22 protein-coding genes, 1 pseudogene and 1 riboswitch are annotated in these 20,650 nt (G+C 71.0%); of the genes and pseudogenes, 9 read left to right on the plus strand and 14 right to left on the minus strand.

Going from position 1 to position 20,650, the window contains the following annotated elements; genetic code table 11:
- Positions 1-748 (plus strand): hypothetical protein (locus RBJ65_RS20905; protein WP_306332160.1); only part of this gene is annotated, 748 nt, incomplete at its 5' end.
- A 10-nt stretch (positions 749-758) separates the two neighbouring features.
- On the opposite strand, the pseudogene RBJ65_RS20910 reads toward RBJ65_RS20905, so the two are convergent.
- The 4 genes and pseudogenes from RBJ65_RS20910 to RBJ65_RS20925 form a co-directional block, all read right to left on the minus strand.
- Positions 759-1,211, minus strand: a pseudogene (locus RBJ65_RS20910) (proton-conducting transporter membrane subunit); the annotation flags it as partial.
- On the minus strand, positions 1,186-2,127 hold the full coding sequence (locus tag RBJ65_RS20915) for an aldo/keto reductase (protein WP_306316971.1): 942 nt from the start codon (positions 2,125-2,127) through the stop codon (positions 1,186-1,188). The gene RBJ65_RS20915 and the pseudogene RBJ65_RS20910, both read right to left, overlap by 26 nt.
- Positions 2,128-2,231: 104 nt before the next feature.
- On the minus strand, positions 2,232-2,765 hold the full coding sequence (locus tag RBJ65_RS20920; RefSeq protein WP_306316970.1) for an SRPBCC family protein: 534 nt from the start codon (positions 2,763-2,765) through the stop codon (positions 2,232-2,234).
- A 49-nt stretch (positions 2,766-2,814) separates the two neighbouring features.
- Positions 2,815-3,402: a TetR/AcrR family transcriptional regulator gene (locus RBJ65_RS20925; protein WP_306316969.1), complete on the minus strand. Its 588-nt coding sequence runs from the start codon at positions 3,400-3,402 to the stop codon at positions 2,815-2,817.
- A gap of 184 nt (positions 3,403-3,586) precedes the next feature.
- Here RBJ65_RS20925 and RBJ65_RS20930 point away from each other — a divergent pair, with 184 nt between their 5' ends.
- The 3 genes from RBJ65_RS20930 (at position 3,587) to RBJ65_RS20940 (ending at position 5,882) form a co-directional block, all read left to right on the plus strand.
- The gene (locus tag RBJ65_RS20930) at positions 3,587-4,441 is read left to right on the plus strand and encodes an NAD(P)H-binding protein (RefSeq protein ID WP_306316968.1); all 855 of its coding nucleotides are present in this window, start codon (positions 3,587-3,589) and stop codon (positions 4,439-4,441) included.
- Between the two features lie 147 nt (positions 4,442-4,588).
- On the plus strand, positions 4,589-5,176 hold the full coding sequence (locus RBJ65_RS20935) for a SigE family RNA polymerase sigma factor (protein ID WP_306316967.1): 588 nt from the start codon (positions 4,589-4,591) through the stop codon (positions 5,174-5,176).
- The gene (locus RBJ65_RS20940) at positions 5,169-5,882 is read left to right on the plus strand and encodes a hypothetical protein (protein ID WP_306316966.1); all 714 of its coding nucleotides are present in this window, start codon (positions 5,169-5,171) and stop codon (positions 5,880-5,882) included. Before RBJ65_RS20935 ends, RBJ65_RS20940 begins: the two co-directional genes overlap by 8 nt.
- 484 nt (positions 5,883-6,366) lie before the next feature.
- On the opposite strand, the gene RBJ65_RS20945 is transcribed toward RBJ65_RS20940, so the two are convergent.
- Positions 6,367-7,248, minus strand: a complete 882-nt coding sequence (locus RBJ65_RS20945) for an SDR family NAD(P)-dependent oxidoreductase (RefSeq protein ID WP_306317159.1) — start codon at positions 7,246-7,248, stop codon at positions 6,367-6,369.
- Positions 7,249-7,488: 240 nt separating this feature from the next.
- Between RBJ65_RS20945 and RBJ65_RS20950 the strand changes: the two genes are divergently transcribed.
- Entirely contained in the window at positions 7,489-8,844 is a 1,356-nt protein-coding gene (locus RBJ65_RS20950; RefSeq protein WP_306316965.1) for a rhodanese-like domain-containing protein, read from the plus strand.
- A 35-nt stretch (positions 8,845-8,879) separates the two neighbouring features.
- Here RBJ65_RS20950 and RBJ65_RS20955 read toward each other — a convergent pair whose 3' ends face one another.
- Positions 8,880-9,167, minus strand: coding sequence for a metal-sensitive transcriptional regulator (locus tag RBJ65_RS20955; RefSeq protein WP_306316964.1), 288 nt, complete (start codon positions 9,165-9,167; stop codon positions 8,880-8,882).
- Between the two features lie 143 nt (positions 9,168-9,310).
- Here RBJ65_RS20955 and RBJ65_RS20960 point away from each other — a divergent pair, with 143 nt between their 5' ends.
- A complete protein-coding gene (locus tag RBJ65_RS20960) occupies positions 9,311-10,096 on the plus strand; it encodes an IclR family transcriptional regulator (protein WP_306316963.1) in 786 nt (261 codons plus the stop codon).
- A 69-nt stretch (positions 10,097-10,165) separates the two neighbouring features.
- Here RBJ65_RS20960 and RBJ65_RS20965 read toward each other — a convergent pair whose 3' ends face one another.
- The 4 genes from RBJ65_RS20965 to RBJ65_RS20980 all read right to left on the minus strand — a co-directional run bounded on the left by RBJ65_RS20965 (position 10,166) and on the right by RBJ65_RS20980 (position 13,712).
- Complete coding sequence (locus tag RBJ65_RS20965) at positions 10,166-11,290, minus strand: mandelate racemase/muconate lactonizing enzyme family protein (protein WP_306316962.1); 1,125 nt, start codon at positions 11,288-11,290, stop codon at positions 10,166-10,168.
- Positions 11,291-11,358: 68 nt separating this feature from the next.
- On the minus strand, positions 11,359-12,465 hold the full coding sequence (locus RBJ65_RS20970; RefSeq protein WP_306316961.1) for an alcohol dehydrogenase family protein: 1,107 nt from the start codon (positions 12,463-12,465) through the stop codon (positions 11,359-11,361).
- A gap of 209 nt (positions 12,466-12,674) precedes the next feature.
- Positions 12,675-13,448 (minus strand): CbtA family protein, encoded by a 774-nt coding sequence (locus RBJ65_RS20975; RefSeq protein WP_306316960.1) that lies wholly within the window; start codon positions 13,446-13,448, stop codon positions 12,675-12,677.
- A 15-nt stretch (positions 13,449-13,463) separates the two neighbouring features.
- Positions 13,464-13,712 carry a CbtB-domain containing protein gene (locus tag RBJ65_RS20980; protein WP_306316959.1) on the minus strand — a complete coding sequence of 83 codons (249 nt, stop codon included), beginning with the start codon at positions 13,710-13,712 and terminating at the stop codon, positions 13,464-13,466.
- A 62-nt stretch (positions 13,713-13,774) separates the two neighbouring features.
- A riboswitch (cobalamin riboswitch) is annotated at positions 13,775-13,857 on the minus strand.
- A 123-nt stretch (positions 13,858-13,980) separates the two neighbouring features.
- Here RBJ65_RS20980 and RBJ65_RS20985 point away from each other — a divergent pair.
- Positions 13,981-14,541, plus strand: a complete 561-nt coding sequence (locus RBJ65_RS20985; RefSeq protein WP_306316958.1) for a histidine phosphatase family protein — start codon at positions 13,981-13,983, stop codon at positions 14,539-14,541.
- A gap of 55 nt (positions 14,542-14,596) precedes the next feature.
- Here the strand turns inward: RBJ65_RS20985 and RBJ65_RS20990 are convergent, their stop codons facing one another.
- The 3 genes from RBJ65_RS20990 to RBJ65_RS42135 are packed head-to-tail and all read right to left on the minus strand — an operon-like array spanning position 14,597 to position 17,216.
- Complete coding sequence (locus tag RBJ65_RS20990) at positions 14,597-15,853, minus strand: Xaa-Pro peptidase family protein (RefSeq protein ID WP_306316957.1); 1,257 nt, start codon at positions 15,851-15,853, stop codon at positions 14,597-14,599.
- Positions 15,780-16,637: an MFS transporter gene (locus RBJ65_RS20995; RefSeq protein ID WP_306316956.1), complete on the minus strand. Its 858-nt coding sequence runs from the start codon at positions 16,635-16,637 to the stop codon at positions 15,780-15,782. Before RBJ65_RS20995 ends, RBJ65_RS20990 begins: the two co-directional genes overlap by 74 nt.
- Before the next feature lie 45 nt (positions 16,638-16,682).
- Positions 16,683-17,216, minus strand: coding sequence for an MFS transporter (locus tag RBJ65_RS42135; RefSeq protein ID WP_372341187.1), 534 nt, complete (start codon positions 17,214-17,216; stop codon positions 16,683-16,685).
- Positions 17,217-17,525: 309 nt separating this feature from the next.
- Between RBJ65_RS42135 and RBJ65_RS21010 the strand changes: the two genes are divergently transcribed.
- Positions 17,526-18,347, plus strand: a complete 822-nt coding sequence (locus tag RBJ65_RS21010; protein ID WP_306316955.1) for an SAM-dependent methyltransferase — start codon at positions 17,526-17,528, stop codon at positions 18,345-18,347.
- An 85-nt stretch (positions 18,348-18,432) separates the two neighbouring features.
- Positions 18,433-19,407, plus strand: a complete 975-nt coding sequence (locus RBJ65_RS21015; RefSeq protein ID WP_306316954.1) for an epimerase — start codon at positions 18,433-18,435, stop codon at positions 19,405-19,407.
- Positions 19,408-19,424: 17 nt separating this feature from the next.
- On the opposite strand, the gene RBJ65_RS21020 is transcribed toward RBJ65_RS21015, so the two are convergent.
- A complete protein-coding gene (locus RBJ65_RS21020) occupies positions 19,425-20,609 on the minus strand; it encodes a cytochrome P450 (RefSeq protein ID WP_306316953.1) in 1,185 nt (394 codons plus the stop codon).
- Positions 20,610-20,650 lie beyond the last annotated feature (41 nt).

Here is a 20,650-nt window from a genome sequence, read left to right on the forward strand (position 1 = left end):
TGTCACCTACGCCGACCTCGCCTCGTACTCGGGCGGAGGCAAGGACGAGGATCCGGTGATCCTGGACTGGCTGGCCGTCCTACGGGCCCTGCGGGATGCCTGCATGGATCCGCGCCAACCTGATCCGATGCTCCCGAAGGATTTCGCCGAGTTCAACCAGGTGCTCAACCTCGCCGCCCGGGGCGGGCGTCGGTGGGCCGAGCGGATGCCGTCGTCCGAGGTGGACTCTGGTGACTCCTTCCACATGGATGCCGACCGCCACGCGGAGGCCCGCATGGGCGAGATCTTCCAGACTTTCCTGCGCACTCTCCGCTCCCGGGCGCGGACTCGCCGTCGCTCTCGCCTCCTCGCGATCGACCACGCAGAAGGAATCATCGAGAACGACTTCCAGGCGGTGTTGTCACCACTGCTGCTGCGCTCCGTACAGGAGAACGACGACGAGTTTCCGCTACGGGTCTTGATGGTGACGCCGCAGAACTGGCCGGGGTTCAGGCATCTGAAGATGCTCATGGACAGCGCCCCGGTGGTCCTGACCGACTTGCCGGGGCACGAGTACAGGAGGCTCCGCCGGGAGTTCTGGGCGCGCCAGGTCCATGCCGGTCGGGTGCCCGCGGACGTGACGTTCAGCAGCTTCGAGGAAGTGCTCGACGCCATGTATCGAGGCGGTTCTGATTTCTTCACCGTCGGGGTGTACCAGCGGGTGCTGGACCTGTTGCTCCGCATGGACGGCACCACGCGATCGCCCTAGCCTCGCTCCCTCAGCGGGCCAACGCCCCGTCGAGGACACCAAGAACCGGCCCTCCCGCCACCCCCAGGACCACCGAAAGCGCCGCCGCCCCGTACGCCGTGCCCGCCGCCGTACGGGTCAGGCGCGGCGGCCGAGCCCCGGTCGTACGGGGTGTGGTGACCGTCGGGGCGATCCAGCGCAGGTAGTAGAAGAGGGAGGCGACCGTGTTCACGGCGGCGACGGCGGCGAGCCACGCGTAACCGCCGTCGAACGCGGCGCTGAACACCTCCAGTTTGCCGAGGAAGACGGCGGTCGGCGGGGTGCCGACGAGGCCGAGGAGGCAGACGATGAGCGCGGCGGCGAGGACGGGTTCGGTGCGGGCGAGGCCGCGGTAGTCGTGCCGGACGGGTTCGCGCGCCCCGCGTGCCCCGCGCGCCCCGCGCGGTGCGGCGCAGGTGTCAGCCCAGGCGTCCGCCGAGGCCACCGTCCGGGGCGATCTTGTTGATGTGGGCGAGGTCGGCGGCGGTGAGGGTGAGGTCGGCGGCGGTGGTGTTCTCGGTGACGCGGCCGGCGTCGCGGGAGCCGGGGATGGGGACGATGTAGTCCTTCCTGGCCAGCAGCCACGCGAGCGCCAGCTGGGCGAGGGTGGCGCCCTTGCTCCTCGCGAACTCGGTCAGCTCGCCGACGATGGCGAGATTCGTTTCGAAGTTCTCGGGCCGCCACCAGGCCATGTCCCGGCGCCAGTCGTCGGCGGCGAAGTGCTCGCGGGACTTGACCGCGCCGCTGAGGAAACCGCGGGCCAGCGGAGAGTAGGCGACGAACCCGATGCCGAGTTCCTCCAGGGCGGGGAACAAGGGATCGACGTCGTGCGGAGCGAAGATCGAGTACTCGTCCTGCAGCGCCGAGACCGGGTGGACCGCGTGGGCCCTGCGGATGGCGTCCTCGCCGGTGTTGGACAACCCCAGGTACTTGACCTTGCCGGCGTCGACGAACTCCTTCATGGTGCCGATGACGTCCTCGATCGGCACGTTCGGGTCGGGCGCGTGCTGGTAGAGCAGATCGATCGATTCGACGTTCAGGTGGCGCAGGCTGTTGTCGACGACCTCGCGGATGTGGTCGGGCCGTGAGTCCTGGCCCTGGGTGGGGGTGAGGCCGAACTTGGTGGCGATCGTCACCTCGTCGCGGATGGGGGCGAGCGCCTTGCCGAGCAGTTCCTCGCCCTCGCCCCAGCCGTAGAGCTCCGCGGTGTCGAAGTGGGTCACGCCGAGTTCGTGCGCGTGCCGGATCGCGGCGACGGACCGGGTGTCGTCGGAGGGGCCGTAGCCGATGGCGGTGCCCATCGCGCCGTAGCCGATCTCCGAGACGGTCAGACCCTGGCTTCCCAGGTGCCGCTGCTTCATGGAGGCCCCCTTTGCGCAGCCGAGCTGTTTGGTCTCAACGTACGCCCGCCCGGGGGAGTTGGACGCGGGCCGTGCGCGGCTCAGCGTGCGGATCAGTGCCCGGCTCAGTGCGCGGTGTCGTTTTCGCGTTCGGGTTCCTGTCCGCGTTCGAGCTCGCGCTTGAGGTTGCGCAGCGTCACCTCGATATTGCGCTTCTGGAACGTGGCGAAGGTCTTCCCCGACGTGGCGACACGGTCGAAGGCGTTCGCCACGAACGTCGGCCAGGCGCGCCGGTCGTCGGTCCAGGTCTCCGTCACGCGCGTGCCGCCTCCGGCCCGCTCGAACCGGTACTCCCAGGTGGCGATGGGGCCGCGCAGCAACGGCCGGTTGAGGCCGATCGCATGGACGCGGAACGCGAACCGCCGCCCCGGCTCGGCCGCCGTGACCGTGCACCGGGTGGACCACCGGAACCCACCGCGCTTGTTGCGGCCGACGAACGTGGTGCCGAGACCGGCGGGCCCGGCGGGTGACCCGCCCGACGTGCCGAGGTTCTCCGGGCTCCAACGCCCCATGTCGGCGGGGCGGCTGACGGCCTCGTACGCGGTGTCCGCCGATACGTCGATGGTGATGCTGTCGCTCACGGTGAAGACGCGGGCCACGGGATTCCTCCAACTGACCATTGCTGGCTGGCGACTTATGACGTACGGATCATGACGCGCGCCCTCGGATTCCGTCCAGGACGTACATGGTGCGGCGCTCGTAATCGTCCCGGGCGGGCCGCTCGCCGTGCTTGAGGGCAAGGGCGTTGTCGACGACGAGCGCGTGGAGGTCGTCCGCCGTGAACTCCGGCCGCAGCGCGCCGCGGGTCCGCGCCGCCGCGACGAACTCCTCGTTGGCCTCGCCTCCGACCCGGCAGATCTCCATGAGCTGCCGCGAGTGCGGATACGTCTGCAACAGGACGTCGTTGAAGGCGGGCTGGCGGTACTGGAGGTCGCGGATCGCGGTGAGGTAGTACGTGATCCGCTCGCCGGCGTCGTCGATGGTCCGCGTGTGGTCGATGACAGCGAACAGCTCCCTCGCCACGACCTCCTCGATGACGGCCTCGATGAGGCCGACGCGCCCGCCGAACCGGTTGAAGATCGTGGCCTTGCTGACCCCCGCCGCCTTGGCGACCTCCTCCAGCGGCACCGTCAGGCCCTGCCCCTGGAACGCGCCGATCGCGGCGGAGCGGATCTGTTCGGAATTGCGCCGGGCGTCGGCCCGCAGCCGGGTCCTCGAAGGCGCCGCACCGCCCATGCCTCTCACCGTCACTCTCTGTCGTCCACGTAATTTGACTCGCTGGGTCAGTTTACCTACGGTCGTCGACCGATGAGAAACTGACCTGCATGGTCAATTTACGGCTAGGTGCGCGGAACGCGCTCAGTAAGCACTCAGTAAGCACTCAGTAAGTACTCAGTAAGCGTTCAGAAAGGTCGAGAACATGATCGTTGTCACTGGCGCCACCGGTGCTCTCGGCGGCGCCACCGTCGAGCACCTCCTCAAGCGCATGCCCGCCGACCGGATCTGCGTCAGCGTCCGCGACACCGTCAAGGCACGGCACTTCGCCGACCGAGGTGTGCGCGTACGGCAGGGCTCCTACGAGGATCCGGCCGCGCTGCGCGACTCCTTCGCCGGAGCCGAGCAGGTGCTCCTGGTGTCCGGAAACGACCCGGCGGCCGACATGGTCGGCCTGCACCGCAATGCCATCGAGGCCGCCGTGGCGGCCGGTGCCCGGCGGATCCTCTACACGAGCCAGCAGGGCGCCGTCCCCGGCAACCCGTACCGGCCGTCGGACATCCACATCGCCACCGAGGCGATGCTCGACGCGTCCGGAGTGGCCTGGACCGCCCTGCGCAACGCCGCCTACGGGCCGCTCGACATGGTTCTCGGCCCGTGGCGGCGGACCGGCGAGGTCGCCCAGCCGGCAGACGGCCCCGTCCCGTACACCGACCGCGCCGACGTGGCCGAGGGCACCGCTGCGATCCTCGCCGCCGACCGCCCCTTCGACGGCCCCGTCACCCTGACCGCGCCGACCGCCGTCACCCTCGACGACCTCACCAAGATCGCCTCCGACCTCACCGGTCGCGCCGTCCGACGCGTCGTCCTGGACGACGAACAGTGGGTGGCCGACCAGATCGCGACCGGAGTCCCGGAGCAGGCGGCCCGTCTCATGCTCGGCTGGTACGAGGCGGCCCGTGCGGGCTACTTCGCCGAGGCAGACCCCCTGCTGACCCGACTCCTCGGCCGCGAGCCCCGCACCGTCGCCGACCGGCTCGCGGCCGACATCAGCGGCTGAGGCCGAGCGCCTTCTGGCCCCCCTGGAGCCGAGCGTCTCCTGATCCGGGCGCGTACCGGATCAGTGTGTAACGTCCTCGCCCTGCCACGCGTGTTGAAGGTGAGACGAGTCTGTCCGACCGGAGACGAGACGCCCACGGGGGGACGCATGATGACGGACGAAGGATATGGGCCAGGCGGCCGGGCGGGGCCGCAACAGCTGCAACAGCCGCAACATGGGGCCGATGGCTTCGACGCGTTCTACGCGGCCACCGCCAAGCGCCTGGTGTCCACGGTGTACGCCATGACCGGTGATCTGGCCGAGGCGGAGGACGCCGTGCAGGAGGCGTACGTCAGGGCCTGGCAGCGCTGGGACCGGCTGGTGCGCGAGGGGGATCCGCTGCCGTGGGTGCGCACCGTGGCCGCGCGGCTCGCGATCAGTACGTGGCGCAGAACGCGCGGTCGGCTGCTCGCCCACCGCAGGCACGGCCCGCAGGCGGACCTACCCGAACTCTCGGCCGACCGGGTCGCGTTGATCGAGGCGCTGCGCGAACTGACACCGCAGCAGCGGCAGGTGATCGTGCTGCACCATCTCCTCGACCTGCCGGTGGAACAGGTGGCTCGCGAGACGGGCGCCTCCAGCGGTGCCGTACGCACCCGTCTCAGCCGGGCCCGCAAGCTCCTCGGCGAGCGCCTGAGCGACATCGCACCGCCGCCCGTGAACACCGCCGCCAAGGAGGCCGCGCACCATGCCTGAGGTCGACGAACTGCTCGACGACGTGACGCTGAACCTGCCCGACGCGGCGACCGTCCGCGCACGTGGCGCGCGCCGCACCAGCCGGCGGCGGATTCTGGTGGCCGGGGGAGCGGCGGCGGCGGTGCTGGCCGGGGCGTTGTGGGCGGTGCCGGCGGCCGGGCAGCGGCAGGAGGCCGGGCCTGCCGACTCGCCGGGGACGAAGGTCTCGCAGAGCGCGGCGGCGTTCCCGAAGACGACCCCGTACCGCAAGAACGGCACGATTCGGCTCGGCCCCGCCAATGACCTTCCGCGGTACGACAGGTGGCGCTGGGTCCGCGAGGACAAGGGCGCGGTGGAGGAGGACTGGCCGCTGGCGTGGGTGGGCTTCGGCCCGACCGCCTGCGGCCCGGATCTCCTGCCGAAGGAGAAGGCGTCGCCCGGCGAACACAGGGGCGGCGGTTGGCACTACACCGGGACCGGTGGGGCGGTGGCCCGCCAGGTGTACCTGGAGTACACGACGGCCTACGACCGCATGACCGACCTCTCCGACCTGATCGACTCCCTGACCGTGTGCGGACTGACGGCGGGAGCGGCCGCGGGGTCCGAACCCAACCAGGTCTTCAAGGGCTCGGACCCCGACCGGCCGGGCCTGACGATATGGGTCGAGCACGGCTGGAAGTGGATCAGAGTGGTGCAGGAGCAGTCCAGCAGGACGTCCGGTTCCTGATGCCGCCGCGGTCGGGAAGGCATTCCAGAGGGCACGACGGTGACCGGATCGGCGGGGCACGACACCATCGTCGTGCACGGCACGGCACGGCACGGTCGCGGTCGCGGGAACGCGGGACAGTGGACCGGGCGGCGCGAAGATCACCATCACGGGGACCTCGGGCACGACCCAGAACTTCCAGGGGCAGCCGGGCTTCGCCTCCACGGGCCGAGTGATCGTCCAGGGCGGCGGCGAACTCACCGCCACCGGAGGCGACGCGGGCGAGCCGGAGCCCGTGGAGGGCAGGCCGCGCGCCAAGGGTGGACTGGGCGGAGTTGGCAACGCCGGTGGCGGAGTTGGCAACGCCGGCTACGTCACCGCCGGTCACGTCAAGGCGACCGGCGCGACCGTCGTTGCGCCAACGGCGGCACCGCCGACGGGCGCGCCCCGCCCGCCACGTCCAGCGTCTGCACGCTGAACGGCGAGAACGTGCACGGGCAACGTCTCAGAAGCCGCCCTGCAGTTGGGGGTCCGTGCGGGAAAGGATCATTTCGGTGCGGGGGCGGAGCATCGGGTCGAGCTGGTCCGGCTGCGGGACCACCCAGAAGCGGCCCTGTGCCACCTGCTCGAAGACGCGCCGGGCGTGTTCTTCGGGGGTGATGCCGTGTTCGTCGGCGAGGCGCTGCAACTGGCTGTTCATGGTGGCCACTTCGGGGGCCACGTTCGCGTCGGTGTCGCGCGCGGTGGTGAAGATCTCGCTCTTGACCGAGCCGGGTGTCACCACCGACACCTGGATCGGCGCCCCGCGCATCCGCATCTCCAGGTGGAGGCTCTCGGTGAGCGCGAGGTTGGCGAACTTGGTGGCGCTGTAGGGGGCCATCAGCGGGGCGGCAGCGAAGCCGCCCACCGAGGACAGGTTGAGTATCCACGCCCGGCTGCCGCGCTCCAGCATGCGCGGGACGAAGGCGTGCAGGCCGTTGACGACGCCTCCGGTGTTGATCCGCAGCATCGCCTCCCAGCGGTCCAGGGGGATCTCCCACGAGTAGCCCATCGCCATGATCCCGGCGTTGTTGATCAGCATGTCGGTGCCGCCGAAGACCTCGTCGGCCCGGTCGGCGAGGGCGGCCACCGCCTCCGCGTCGGACACGTCGGTGCGGACTGCCTCGGCCTGCGCGCCACCGGCCCGCAGTTCCTCGGTGAGTGCCCGCAGCGGCTCCTCGGCGATGTCGGCGAGCACGACGCGCATGCCGAGGGCGGCGGCGTGCCGGGCGAAGCCGGAGCCGATCCCGTTCGAGGCGCCGGTGATCACCACTGACTTTCCGCGGAAGACCTCCGCCGGGTCGTTCCCCGCGACCGCCTGCGCCGTGTCCGCGTTCTCCGCGTCCATCACGACCACCACACTCCCTCACGTGCTCTCCGGGGCGTCGGCGAGTGCCGGTGTCCCGAAGCCCACCCTACGCCCAGTGGCATGAATTGCCATGAGTGCGATCCGTGCCATCTGTGTCCGGCCATGCCGATCCATGCCGAACCACGGCGTCCGCGCCGAGCGCTCGGATATACCCCCGGGGGTAATGGTGTTACGGTGAGGCGCATACCCCGGGGGGTAAACCGTACGAAGGGAGTACTCGTGTTCTTCATCGACACCATCGGCCTGGAGGGGCTCGGTAACCGGAGCTATCTGGCAGGCGGGGAGCGCACCGCGGTCGCGGTGGATCCGCCGCGCGACATCGACACCGTGCTGCGGGCCGCAGCGCGGCGCGGGGTGCGGATATCCCACGTGGTGGAGACGCACATCCACAACGACTACGTCACCGGCGGGCTCGACCTCGCGCGGACCACCGGCGCCGCCTACCTCGTGCCCGCCGACGCCCGCGTCTCCTTCGCCCGCACCCCGGTCGCCGACGGTGACACCGTCGCGGTCGACGAGGGCCTCACCCTGGCGGCCGTGGCGACCCCGGGCCACACCCCGCACCACACCTCGTACGTACTCAAGGAGGGGGACCGGCCGGTCGCCGCGTTCACCGGCGGGTCGCTGCTGATCGGCGCCGTCGGCCGCCCGGACCTGGTCGAGCCCGCGCTCACCGAGCGACTGGCCCGGGCCCAGCACGCCTCGGCCCACCGGCTCGCGGACAGTCTCCCGGACGACACCCCGGTGCTGCCCACCCACGGGTTCGGCAGCTTCTGCTCCGCCACGCAGGCGGACGGCGACGCGACCACGATCGGCCGGGAGAAGGCGGTCAACTCGGCCCTCACCCAGGACATCGACACCTTCGTCGCCGCGCTCCTCGCCGGGCTCGACGACGTGCCCGCCTACTACACGCACATGGGCCCGCTGAACTCCGCGCGACCGGCCCCCGTCGACCTCACGGCCCCGGCCGTCGCGGACGCCGAGGAGATCGCCGCGCGGCTCGCGGCCGGAGAGTGGGTGGTCGACCTGCGCAACCGCGTGGCCTTCGCCCGTGGGCACGTGGCCGGTGCGTACAACTTCGAGGCGGACGGCAAGCTCGCCGCCTACCTGCCCTGGATCATGCCGTGGGGCAAGCCGGTCACCCTGCTCGCCGAGTCGGCCGAGCAACTGGCAGCCGCCCAAAGGGAGTTGGTGCGCGTCGGCATCGACCGCCCCGCCGCCGCGGCGACCGGCGGTCCCGGCACGTGGGTGCGCGAGGGCGAGCGCCCGGCCTCCTTCCCCCGCGCGAGCTTCGCGGACCTCGCCGAGCGGGGCCCGGGCACGGTCGTCGTCCTCGACGTGCGCCGCGACTCCGAGCGCGCGAACGGCTGGATCGACGGCTCCGTGCACATCCCGGTCCACGAGCTGTACCACCGGTCGGCCGAGGTGCCCGAGGGAACCGTCTGGGTCCACTGCGCCGGCGGCATGCGCGCCGCGATCGCCGCCTCGCTGCTCGCCGCGACAGGCCGTGACGTGGTCGCCGTCGACGACGCCTTCGACGCCGCGGCGCACGCGGGACTCGACGTACACGCCTGAAGCGCAGCCCGTTGCGCCGTCCCGCTACGCCGGGGTCAGGCCAGTGACAGGAAGAGCTTTTCGAGGCGGGCCCGCACCTCCTCGCGGTCCTCGGCGGAACCTTGCCCGTCCTCGATGTCCGTCAGGCACTTCTGCAGCCCCGTCGCGATGATCGCGAAGCCGGCGCGGTCGAGTGCGCGCGAGGCGGCGGCGAGCTGTGTGACGACGGCCTCGCAGTCCTTGCCCTCCTCGATCATCCGGATGACACCCGAGATCTGACCCTGCGCCCGGCGCAGGCGATTCAGGACCGACTTCAGTTCCGCACCCGCCAGTTCAAGTTCCATCAGCACTCCTCACGGCATACCCCCAGGGGTAAATGTACGCCCTGCGGCGCGGTGCGGGGCCTGCCTGGTGGGAGCACGGTGGGCATGCGATGGGCGTGCGGCGGGCCTGCGGCGGGCGGGCCCCATTCGATTAGTCTTCCGTCATGACCAGCAACGGGACCCGCGCACGAGACCGCTCCGTGCAGTCCGTCGACCGGGCGGTGTCGGTCCTGCAGGTGCTGGCCGCACGCGGCCCCTGCGGACTGACCGAGATCTCCGGCGAACTCGGTCTGCACAAGGCGACCGTGTTCCGGCTGCTCGCGACATTGGAGTCCCGGGGCCTGGTCGAGCAGCACACCGAACGCGGGCGGTACCGCATCGGCTATACGGCGGTCGAGCTCGCGGCGGGCGCCAGCCAGGTCAACGACCTGTCCCTGCTGAGCCGTTCCGTGTGCCAGGAGCTGGCGGAGGCGGTGGGCGACACCGTGAGCGTGGCGATCCGGGACGGGCGCGAGGCGGTCTGCATCGACCGGACGATGGGCGCGGCGGCGATCGCGAGCATGGACTGGGTCGGCCGGCGTTCCCCGATCCACGCCTCGTCGACGGGCAAGGTGTTCCTCGCGCACATGTCCCTCGCCGAAGTCGCGGGGATCTGCGAGGCCGGCCTCGACGCATGCACGCGGTACACCGTCGTCGACCCGGACCGGCTGGCCGGGGAGCTGGCCGAGGTCCGCAAGCGGGGCTACGCCACCACCAGCGAGGAGCACGAGCTCGGCCTGGCCGCGATCGCCGCCCCCGTCCGCGCCCTCGACGGCGAGGTCATCGGCGCGGTGAGCCTGTCCGGGCCGACGTTCCGCATCAACGAGGAGACCCGGGACGACCTCGCCGAGCAGGTGGTGGCGGCCGGGGACAGGATCTCCTGGCGCAGGGGGTACGTGAAGCGGGGCTGACGCGCCGTCGGCTCCCGCCCCGCCGTGCTTTTCCAGACACCCGCCCCGCCGTGCCTTCCCGGACGGGGCTCAGTCGCCCCAGCTCATCACCGGAGCGCCGAGCACCCCCTCGTCGACCGTGATGCCAAGCCCCGGCGCGCCCGTGGTGCGCACACCCCCGTCCGTGAACACGGCGTCGACCTCTGCCGTCTTCAGGGTCACCATGTCCTGGCAGTTGAGGACGCAGCGCAGCAGTTGCTCGGGGACGGTGGCGCCGAGCTGGAGGATCGCCGCGAAGGCGATGGCCGAGCCGACGGTGTCCTGCACGCTGACGGTGAGCCCGGCCGCCCGGCAGATGTCCCGGTGGCGGCGGCCCGGGGTGAGGCCGCCCGCCTTGGACACCTTCAGGCCGATCCCGTCGGCGATGTCCTCGGCCGCGATCATCGCGATGTCGCCGTCCGACTGGGCCAGTTCGTCGACCACGATCGGGTAGGGGAAGCGGCGGCGCAGCGACTTCGTCTCGCGCCACGTCGCGCACGGCGCCTCCAGGACGAAGTCCAGGCCGTCCGGCAGCAGCCGCGCCATGCGCATCGCCGTCTCGGGGATCATCCCGGTGTTCGCGTCGACGATGAAGAACTCGCCCGGCCGCCGGTCGGCGAGGCACGCCGTGATGCGCTCGGCGTCGAGCGCGGGCCCGCCCTCGCGGTCCAGCGCGCCGATCTTGACCGAGTGGCCGCGGTACCCCCGCGCCCGGTGGTCGGCGACGCGCGCCCGCATCTCCTCGGGGTCGCCCGCGTGGATCGAGGAGATCATCGGCATGGCCAGACCCGTGGACCCACCGAGGAGTTCTGAGGCAGGCAGGCCCACCGACTTGCCGAAGGCGTCCCAACACGCGACGTCGAGCGCGGTCTTGGCGTGCTGGTGGCCGAGCAGGGCGGCGTCCATCGCGTCGTTGATCCGCTCGGTCTGCCGCGGGTCACGGCCGAGGAGCGACGGCGCGATCTCCGCGATCCCGGCCCGCGCGCCCGCGGCGTGCGCGGCGATCCAGGTGGGCCCGAAGGGCGTGCTCTCACCCCAGCCCACGGTGCCGTCGTCGCAGGTGATCCGTACGATGGCGGCCTCGAACGACTCGTAGGTACGGCCCCCGGAGAGCCGGTAGACGCCGCCCGAGTACGGCAGGTCGACGCTGTGCAGGTCGATGCGTGAAATCTTCATGGGTCCTCTTCGGGGTGTGGCCGGACGCGGGTGTGGGAGCGGGAGCAGTCGCAGGTGAGGGAGCGGTGTTACGCGGTCGGCGCGGGCGACACCGGCGGCGGCGTGAGCACGAGCTTTCCGAGGTGCTTCTTCGTCAGGAACTCCTTCTGCGCGTGCGCGATGTCCTGGAGCGGATACGTACCGGAGACCACCGGCCGCACCTCGCCGCGCTCGACGTACCCGACGAGGTTGTCGAAGACCTCGTCCTCCTGGAACGTGCAGCCGAACAGGGACAGGTCCTTGAGGTAGACCGTGCGCAGATCGATCTCGGAGATCGGTCCGCCGATGGCGCCCGCGTTCGCGTAGCGGCCGCCCTGCCGCAGCACGTCGAGCAGGCTCGGGAAGGCGGGGCCGCCGACGAGGTCGAGCACCACGTCCACGCTGCCCGCGCCGAGCTCGGCGACCAGGTCCGCGTTCCGGTCGACGGTCCGGTCCGCGCCCTGCGCCGCGACGTCCTCGGCCTTGGCCGCCGAGCACACCGCGACGACGCTCGCGCCCCGGCGCTTGGCGAGCTGCACCGCGGCCAGGCCGACGCCGCCCGAAGCCCCGGTGATCAGCACGCGCTCGGCGCCGACCGACGCCCGGTGCAGCATGTTCTCGGCGGTCGAGTACGCGCAGGGGATCGCGGCGAGCTCCGCGTCGGACAGCTCGCTGCGCACCGCGTGCGTCTCCCGCGCGGGCGCGACCGCGAACTGCGCGAACCCGCCGTCGCACTCGCTGCCGAACGTCCAGCACTCGTAGGGCCGGTAGTCGACGGGCGTACGCAGCATGTTCCGCACCAGGACGCGCTCGCCGACCCGCCCGGCGTCGACGCCCTCGCCCACGGCGACGATGTGCCCGCAGACGTCCGCGCCCTGGATCCGCGGGAATGCGAGGGCGGTGCCCGACCAGCCGGCGTCCACGTCGTCGACGGTGTCGAAGCCGGTGGCGCCGCCCTCGTTGGTGGCGGAGTCGACGGCCTTGGAGTACCAGCCGATCCGCGTGTTCACGTCCGTGTTGTTGATCCCGGCGGCGGCCACCTGGATCAGCACCTCGCCCTTCGCGGGCTCGGGGACGGCGACGTCGGTGCGGTAGTCGAGCTTTTCGAGGCCGCCGTGTCCGGTGAGGAGTACGGCGGACATCGTCGTGGGGAGCAAGGTCCTTCCCTTCGTGTGTGCGGTGTTCCGTCGGCCAGCCGTTGTTCGCTGTTTCGCATTGCGCAACTATTTCGCAATCCGGATAATGACCTTGGCGGGCCGAGGGCCCGTGCGTCAAGGCGACAGCCCGAGGCCGAGCCGTGCGACGGGACACGGAAGGGCCACCGGGCGCGCCCCCGGTGGCCCTTCCGTGTGGATGACGCGGAGCGTCAGGCGACGGGGGTGTGAACCCGGTCAGTCGTCGCTTGGTCCTTCGTCCGTTCCGGCGCGGTCCTCGGTTCGAGGACGCGCTCCGCCAAGTAGCCGAAGACGAGCCCGAATCCGGTCCACAGCACCGCCTGGACGCCGATGGACGCGAGCCGGAACTCCCACAGGTCCTTGGCGGGGAATCCGCGCGGGATGTTGTCCCCTGACGGCAGGAAGACCATGGCGAGCGCCACGGCCGCCGCAAACGCGAGACCCGCCGCGATCGAGGCGTTCCAGTTGCCCCACCGGGGCGCAAGGCGGCGGCCGAGCAGGACCGCCGCGATGCCCAGCAGGACGGTGAGCGCGATCATCAGGAAGAACAGCGTGGTCCGCTCCCCGATGGTGTCGGGGTTGCCGACCGCGGGCGGGTTCGCCGGGTACTTGAGCATCGGCACCAAGTAGACGGTCAGGAACGCGCCCAGCGCGGTCAGCGCGGCGGTGGCCCGTGCCGAGAACCGGCCGACGCGGCCCAGGGCGAAGCAGAACGCGAGGGCGGCGATGCCGCCGACCGCGACGCCGAACACCAGCGTGCCGGTGGCGAGTCCGGCGGTGGACTGCACGGTCCGGCTCACCAGCTCCTCGCCGCCGTGCTCGTGGGAGTTGGCCGACTCGAAGGAGATCGCCGCGTCGACCGGTCCCTCACCGGCCAGGTAGGCGTAGGCAAGGGCGGGTATCGCGGCGAGCAGCCCGGCCAGCATTCCGCGCACCAACAGGGTGCGTACAACAGTGGAGTTCATCGTCGTCCCGCCCTCTCAGTGGCAGGGAAAGCCGAGCAGATGGCGGGCGTCGTGCACCCACTCGTGCACACCCTCGCCGGAGACGACGGCGGTGGCGCCCTGTTCGGCGCCGACGAAGTACAGCAGGACCAGCATCAGCACGCCGAAGAAGACCGCCCAGGGGGCGAGGGTCTTCAGGGGAACCGGCGCGACCGCGGGCCGACCGGTGGTGGGAGTGGGAGTGGGGGTGGGGGTGGGGGTGGGGGCAGTGGTGGACTGCGCCATGGCGAGACCTCCTCGGGAACTACGCGTCCCGCATCGTGTGGAGCACTCGACGACAGCGTTGGGTCTGACTCGCCGTCAACTCCGCTGGCGTGCGGAGGCGATGGCACACAGTGGCGCGACCGTGCCGGAGTTTCACCGGGCTTCCGTGGCGCCGTCGTCCTTGTCGACCCATAGGGTACGGGGGCGCCGCAGGTCGGCCAACATGGCGTACGCCACCTACGATGGCGCGACCGTGGTGAACGAGGGGACAAGGGGACAAGGGGGGCGCATGACCGTCAGGCTCACGCTGTTGTGCGCTGCCGCCGCGGCGGGCCGGGACGTGCGTTTCGGCGGCGGCGCGCTCGACGAACGGGCCGTCGGCGAGGCACGCGCCGTCGCCCCGTCCCTGCCCACGGGTTCCGTGCGCCGCACCGGGCCCTCGCCGTCCTGCCGCGGCACGGTGGAAGCCCTGGGCTGGCGCGACGCGGTGGTGGAGCCCGAACTGCGCGACGTGGACATGGGCGGCTGGGACGGCAGGTCGCTGGACGAGGTCGCCGCGGCCGAGCCCGCCGCGCTGGCGACGTGGCTGTCCGACCCGCGGTCGGCCCCGCACGGCGGCGAATCGCTCGCCGATCTGTGCGCGAGGGTCGACGCGTGGCTGACTCAACTCCCCGAGGACACGGGCCGGTTGACCGCCGTCGTCGAGCAGGGTGTGGCCCGGGCCGCGGTGCTGTGCGCGCTGTCCGCGCCGACCGGGTCCTTCTGGCGCATCGACGTCCCGCCGCTGGCCACCGTCCAGCTGACCGGGCGGGCCGGCCGGTGGAATGTGCGCTGGGCGGGACCGGCATGACCTAATCCACCTAACCCACCTAATCCATCTAACCCACCTGACCCATCTAACCCATCTAACCCAAGAGTTCCTCTTCGAACGGGAATCGCGAGAGAACCTCGGTGCCGGTTTCGGTGATCAGAAGCTGCTCCTCCAGTTTGACGCCTTCGTCGCCGCCTTCCAGGCCGATGTAGCTCTCCACGCAGATCGTCATTCCGGGCACGATCTCGCCGTCGTAGCCGGATTCGGGGAAGTCGCCTGCGTGGTAGAGGTACGGGTATTCGCCCGTCATGCCGCAGCCGTGCGCCGACAGGTAGTACCGGTTCGCGTAGTACTTCTCGGGAATGTCCCACGCTTCCCTCGCGTAGTCCCGAAAGCTCATTCCGGGGCGCAGGATGGACATGTTGTGGTGCAGCTGTTCGTACGCGACCTGGTAGAGCGTCTTCTGTTCGGGAGTCGGATTTCCGGGGCCCGAGTGGAAGGTCCGGGAGAAGTCCGAGTAGTACCCGTGACAGCCCACGACGTCGGTGTCGAGTGCGATGAGCTCATTCGCCCCGATGACGTTCTCGCTCGTTTCCTGGAACCAGGGGTTGGTCCGCTGCCCGGCGTTCAACAGTCGCGTTTCCATGTAGTCGCCGTTCTGGGCGATGACCGACTGGTGCAGGACCGACCACAACTCGGCCTCGCTGAGGCCGGGCCGGATGGCGTCGCGCAGGGCGCCCACGCCGCGTTCCGTCGCCCGGAGCGACGCCTTGACGCACTTCAATTCCTCGGCGGACTTGACGGCTCGCGCCATTTCCACCGCGTACTGGGCGTCCACGACCCGCATTCCGGCGGCGTTCAGCTCGATCGCGGCGCCCGCGTTCAGCCGCTCCAGGCCCACCGTGGGGCGCTCCCCGACGAGGCGGGTGATCTCCTTGGCCATGTCCTGCGCCCAAGCGCGCTCGAACGCGGCGATATGCGGTCCCGCGGCGACGAAGCTGGCGGTCTCCGCCTGGCGTACCTCGTCGATGGTTTCGAGGCCTTCGGCGAGGTGCAGGCAGCCGGTGAACTCGTGGAGGATGGAACGCTCTTGGGTGAGGAGCAGGTAGCGCGAAGGGGCGTTGCGCATGGAGAAGACCTGCATGTTCCGCGCCCCGGTCGCATAGCGGATATTGACGGGGTCGGACAGGACCAGCGCGTCGACGCCGAGCTCCGCCATCTGGGACCGGACTCTGGCCAGCCGGTAGCCGCGCACCGCTTCCAGGTCGATTCCCTCGTCAGCGGGTTCCCGGTCCAACTGGGCCATGCCCTCCAGGTCCGCGCGTTCCGCGTGCCAATCCAGTTCCGCCATTGTTCCGTTCCTTTCCGGGGGAGTCGGGTATTTCGGAGAATTCTTCGGGTGGGTCAGCCCGCGGCTTCGGCGCTCGGGACGGCCGTTTCGCGGCCTTCCCGGGAATTGTGTTCCGTCGTTCCGTCGTTCCGGCGGACGCCTCGGTGAGACGCCTTCCGTTGGTTTCGGGGGCCAGCCATTGGGAGAGCGCTGCACCGACCGCCGCGACACCGGCGGCGATCAGCATCGTGACCGTGGTGCCGAGGTTCGTCATCGACCACGGCAGCAGGAAGGCGCCGAGTGCGGCGCCCAAGCGGCTGATGGCGGAGGAGAAGCCCGTTCCTGTCCCGCGGATCTCGGTGGGGAAGACCTCACCGGGATACACGCTGGTGAGCGTGCCGTACACCGCGGTGAAGAACGAGAACGCCAGGAACAGGGACAGCACGGCGATCGGCGGGGCGCCCGCCCACAGGCCGATGAGGGCGAGGAGCGCGGCGCAGATCCACTGCGGTGGGACGGTCAGCGCACGGCGGCCGAGCCTGTCGATCAGCAGCACCGTGATCGTGACGCCGACGACGGAGACCGCGGAGAGCCCGACCCCGCCGGCGAGCCCGCCACTGAGGCCGTACTTCCGCAGCTCGCTGTCCGCGAAGGTGGCGATCGCGAAGTACGGGGTGACGGCGCAGAACCAGAACCCGGAGGCGAACAGCGTGGTCCGCCAGTACTGCCGGGAGAACAGCATCCCGAAATGGCCCGTCTTGGTGTCCTCGTGCTCGACGTCGGTCATATCTGCGGCGCTCTCCATGCACTGGTGAGCAATGTCGAGGGCCTCCTTCTTCCGCCCCTGGCTTCACAGCCAGCGCGGCGACTCGGGCAGACCGAGCAGCCGGCCGCGCAGGCGGGCCGGGGCGAACTCGGCCATCAGCGGGAATCCGATGGAGTACTCGCCGCCGATCGCGATGCCCATCAAGAGGCGCACCACGAACAGCTCCACGGTCGAGTCGACGAAGAACTGCAGCGACGACGCGACCACGAACAGCCCCATGTCGACCAGGAACATCGGCTTGCGGCCGAACCTGTCGGTCGCCCAGCCCCCGAGTGCTGGGCGTAGGCGCGGGTCGGGGGCCGCCAGGAGCAGGAGCAGGAGCAGGAGCAGGAGCTGGGCGGTGAGGGCGAACGGGCCGCGGAAGTTGCTGCCCAGCTGGAGCTCGAAGCCGTCGGCGGTCTCGGTGCGCTGGGGCACGTTCATGACCCCGGCGTTGTTCAGCAGGAGGTCGAGCGGGGTGCCGTCGGCGCGCAGGTCGTCGGCGAACGCGCGGGCCGAGGCGAGGTCGGCGAGGTCGAGGCGGCTGACCTCCACCCGCGCGATCGCCGTCCGGCACAAGCGCCTGACAGTGCACCCGCCCATCGGAAGCCGTGCTCGCCGCCTACGCCTACGCCTACGCCTACGCCTCCGACCCCGAACCGGCCGCCATGCGCCTGGACTTCACCGACCTCGTCCGCCGCACCACGGCCGTCACCGCCTCGGGGCTTGCTCGCCCGGCACAAAGCGCGAGCCCGCGCCCAGCCTGTGCGGCCGACGGTGGGTGGCGGCTGAGGGGGCCGTCCGTCCCGGTGACGGGAGGTGCTCACCTCACTACGCTGGCCACCGGCACTGACGGTGCGTCATACGCGATCGCGATGAGAGGTGCGGATGTCACCGGAAAGCGAAGTGGGACCGGAGAGCGCCGTCGTCCTGGACGACGGCGTTCCGACAGCGGCACGTGTCTACGACGTGATGCTGGACGGCAAGGACAATTTCGCGGCCGACCGGCAGGTGGCCGAGGCGAGCCTCGCGGTCATGCCGGAACTCAAAGAAGTCGCGCTGCACAACCGGGCGATGCTGCACCGGGTGGTGCGCCACCTCGCGGCGGAACGGGGGATCACCCAGTTCCTCGACCTCGGCTCGGGACTGCCGACCGCGCGCAACACGCATGAGGTCGCGCAGGAGGCCGCCCCGGACGCGCGCGTGGTCTACGTCGATGTCGATCCGCTCGTACGCGTCCAGGGGCGGGCGCTGTTGCGGAGTGACACCAACACGAGGGTCGTCACCGCCGATGTCCGTGCGCCCGAGCAGGTACTCGCGCACCCCGAGGTGCGGCAGCTGATCGACTTCGGCAGGCCGGTGTGCGTGATGCTGGTCGGGATCCTCCACCACCTGCTCGACGAAGAGGACCCCGGCGGCATCGTGGCCGCGCTGCGCGACGCCGCGCCCATCGGCTCGTACTTCTTCATCACGAACTTCACCCGGCTCGGCGACTCGCCGCAGAGCGCGGAGCTTGAGCGCGTGCTGCTGTCCCAGCTCGGCACGGGGCGCGTCCGCACGCCCGCCGAACTGGCCGCGTTCTTCGACGGGTTGGAGCTGTTGCCGCCCGGCATCGTGCCGCTGCCCCTGTGGCGCCCCGACACGGCCGTCACCGACGCGACGACCGTGGGTGTCCGCTTCATGACGGGCGGCGTGGCCGTGAAGGGGTGACGGCGGCGTCCGTCCGGTGGGGGCGCCTGGGCGGGTCGTACGCTGGTTGTGTCGTGTGTGACGCCGGACGTCAGGGGGCGAGCCCGTGAAGATTGTGCTGCCCGGTGGGACCGGTCAGGTCGGCGGTGTGCTGCGGCGGGCGCTGGCCGCAGCGGGCCACGAGGTCGTCGCCCTGACCCGACGCCCCGTGCGGGACGGCGACGTCCAGTGGGACGGCCGGACGCCCGGCCCCTGGACGGAGGCGGTCGACGGCAGCGACGTCGTCATCAACTTGGCGGGCCGCAGCGTCAGTTGCCGCTACACCGACGAGAATCTGCGCGCCATGATGGACTCGCGCGTCGACTCCGCACGCGTCGTGGGCCAGGCGATCGCCGCCGCCCGGAAGCCGCCCGGCGTCTGGCTCCAGATGAGCACCGCCACCATCTACGCCCATCGCTTCGACGCGCCGAACGACGAGGCGACCGGCGTGATCGGCGGGGCCGAGCCCGGTGTCCCCGGCTACTGGGCGTACAGCGTCGAGATCGCGAAGAACTGGGAGCGGGAGCAGGAGCGGGCCGCGACCCCGCACACGCGCAAGGTGGCGCTGCGCTCGGCGATGGTGATGAGCCCCGACCGCGGTGGTGTCTTCGACTACCTGCTGTGGCTGTCGCGGCTCGGCCTCGGCGGGCCGGTGGCGGGCGGCGCGCAGTACGTGTCCTGGATCCACGACCGTGACTTCGTACGCGCGGTGGAGTTCCTGATCGACCGCGACGACATCGGCGGCGCGGTGAACCTCGCGGCTCCAAGGCCGCTGCCGCAGCGGGAGTTCATGCGCGCGCTGCGCGCCGCCTGGGGCATGCCGGCCGGGCTGCCCGCGACGCGCTGGATGGCCGAGATCGGCGCCTTCGCCCTCCGCTCCGACACCGAACTCCTCCTGAAGAGCCGCCGCGTGGTGCCAGGACGCCTTACGGACGCCGGTTTCACCTTCGAGCACGGCGACTGGCCGCAGGCGGCGGCCGACCTCGTGGCACGGACACGTCGTGAGCGGTCCCGGTCCCGACGCGCGGCGGCACGTGTCTGACTGCCTCCGCCTTCCGGTTACGTGTCCGCCTCGGTGCGGACCGTGACCTCCAGGTGTTCAAGGCCGCGCAGCCCGTTGTTGAGCATCGGGGTCGAGGACACCGTCTCGAAGCGGGTGACCCGGTCGGCGAGGTGGTTCAGGAGGGCGGTCATTTCGAGGCGGGCCAGATGCATGCCGACGCAGACGTGTTCGCCGCGGCCGAAGGCGAGGTGGTCGGAGGGGCGGCGGGTGATGTCGAAGCGCTCCGGGTCGGGGTAGTGGCGCTCGTCGCGGTTCGCCGAGCCGTAGAGCAGGGCGACCCGGCTGCCGGCGGGGAGGGCGACGCCGTCGATCTCGTGGTCCGCGGTGAGGACCCGGCTGAACTGCGGGACCGGGCTCTCCAGGCGCAGCGACTCGTTGATGGCGTGCGGGACGAGCGTCCGGTCGGCGCGCAACAGGTCCCACTGGTCCGGGTGTTGGGCGAAGAGCGCGATCGTGTTGGCGATCGCGAGGATGGTGGTGTCGAGGCTCGGCGTGACGTAGTCGAGCATCAGCGCAGGGCACTTCTCGCGCGGCAACTCGCCGCGGTCCGCCGCCCGGTAGAGGTGGGCGGCCCAGCCGTCGGGGTCGATGCGGCCGGGGACCGCCTCATCGGCGACGTACGCCATGAACTCCTCGACCACGGGCGCCGCGTTCGTGAAGCGTTCGTCGGCCGGGCCCTGCATGTCCCACATGGCCGCCGCCCACTCCAGCATCTTGTCGCGGCCCCGGTCGGGCAGCCCGACGAGGTCGGAGACGACGGCCATCGGCAGGTGCTCGGCCAGTTCCGTCGCCGCGTCGAACCGGCCCCGGTCGACCAGCTTCGTGACGATCCGCTCCGCCTCCGCCTCGATGGTGGGCGTGATGTCGCGCATCCGGTCCTGGCGCAGCGGATGCCCCAGGACGGAGCGCATCGCGGTGTGTTCGGGCGGATCGCTGCACAACGTGATCCCGGACAGTTGGGCGTTCATCTCCGGGTCGACGAAGACCCCGCGCGCCGAGGAGAACGTCCGCCACTCCATGAGCGCCGTGCGTACGTCCTGGTAGCGGGGGAGGGCGTAGAGGTCGTAGCGGGACAGGCGCACCACGGGTCCGAGCGCCCGTAACTCCTCGTACAGGGGGTACGGGTCGGCCCGCGCCCCGGGTGTGTAGAGATCGACGTCACTGACCGGAATCGCGGACATGCACGCTCCAGGGGACGGAGGGGCCGGGCGCCGTTCGGCCC

Origin of the sequence: Streptomyces sp. KL109B, assembly GCF_030766935.1 — a bacterium.
Lineage (GTDB): Bacteria > Actinomycetota > Actinomycetes > Streptomycetales > Streptomycetaceae > Streptomyces.

Coding starts and splice junctions, on each gene's coding strand:
- RBJ65_RS21020 (WP_306316953.1), bottom strand. CDS start 20,609: ATGTCCGCGATTCCGGTCAGTGACGTCGATCTCTACACACCCGGGGCG.
- RBJ65_RS20960 (WP_306316963.1), top strand. CDS start 9,311: ATGACCAGCAACGGGACCCGCGCACGAGACCGCTCCGTGCAGTCCGTC.
- RBJ65_RS21010 (WP_306316955.1), top strand. CDS start 17,526: ATGTCACCGGAAAGCGAAGTGGGACCGGAGAGCGCCGTCGTCCTGGAC.
- RBJ65_RS20975 (WP_306316960.1), bottom strand. CDS start 13,448: ATGAACTCCACTGTTGTACGCACCCTGTTGGTGCGCGGAATGCTGGCC.
- RBJ65_RS20935 (WP_306316967.1), top strand. CDS start 4,589: ATGATGACGGACGAAGGATATGGGCCAGGCGGCCGGGCGGGGCCGCAA.
- RBJ65_RS20945 (WP_306317159.1), bottom strand. CDS start 7,248: ATGGACGCGGAGAACGCGGACACGGCGCAGGCGGTCGCGGGGAACGAC.
- RBJ65_RS20915 (WP_306316971.1), bottom strand. CDS start 2,127: ATGAAGCAGCGGCACCTGGGAAGCCAGGGTCTGACCGTCTCGGAGATC.
- RBJ65_RS20940 (WP_306316966.1), top strand. CDS start 5,169: ATGCCTGAGGTCGACGAACTGCTCGACGACGTGACGCTGAACCTGCCC.
- RBJ65_RS20980 (WP_306316959.1), bottom strand. CDS start 13,712: ATGGCGCAGTCCACCACTGCCCCCACCCCCACCCCCACCCCCACTCCC.
- RBJ65_RS20925 (WP_306316969.1), bottom strand. CDS start 3,402: ATGGGCGGTGCGGCGCCTTCGAGGACCCGGCTGCGGGCCGACGCCCGG.
- RBJ65_RS20955 (WP_306316964.1), bottom strand. CDS start 9,167: ATGGAACTTGAACTGGCGGGTGCGGAACTGAAGTCGGTCCTGAATCGC.
- RBJ65_RS20965 (WP_306316962.1), bottom strand. CDS start 11,290: ATGAAGATTTCACGCATCGACCTGCACAGCGTCGACCTGCCGTACTCG.
- RBJ65_RS20995 (WP_306316956.1), bottom strand. CDS start 16,637: ATGGAGAGCGCCGCAGATATGACCGACGTCGAGCACGAGGACACCAAG.
- RBJ65_RS20930 (WP_306316968.1), top strand. CDS start 3,587: ATGATCGTTGTCACTGGCGCCACCGGTGCTCTCGGCGGCGCCACCGTC.
- RBJ65_RS20985 (WP_306316958.1), top strand. CDS start 13,981: ATGACCGTCAGGCTCACGCTGTTGTGCGCTGCCGCCGCGGCGGGCCGG.
- RBJ65_RS20990 (WP_306316957.1), bottom strand. CDS start 15,853: ATGGCGGAACTGGATTGGCACGCGGAACGCGCGGACCTGGAGGGCATG.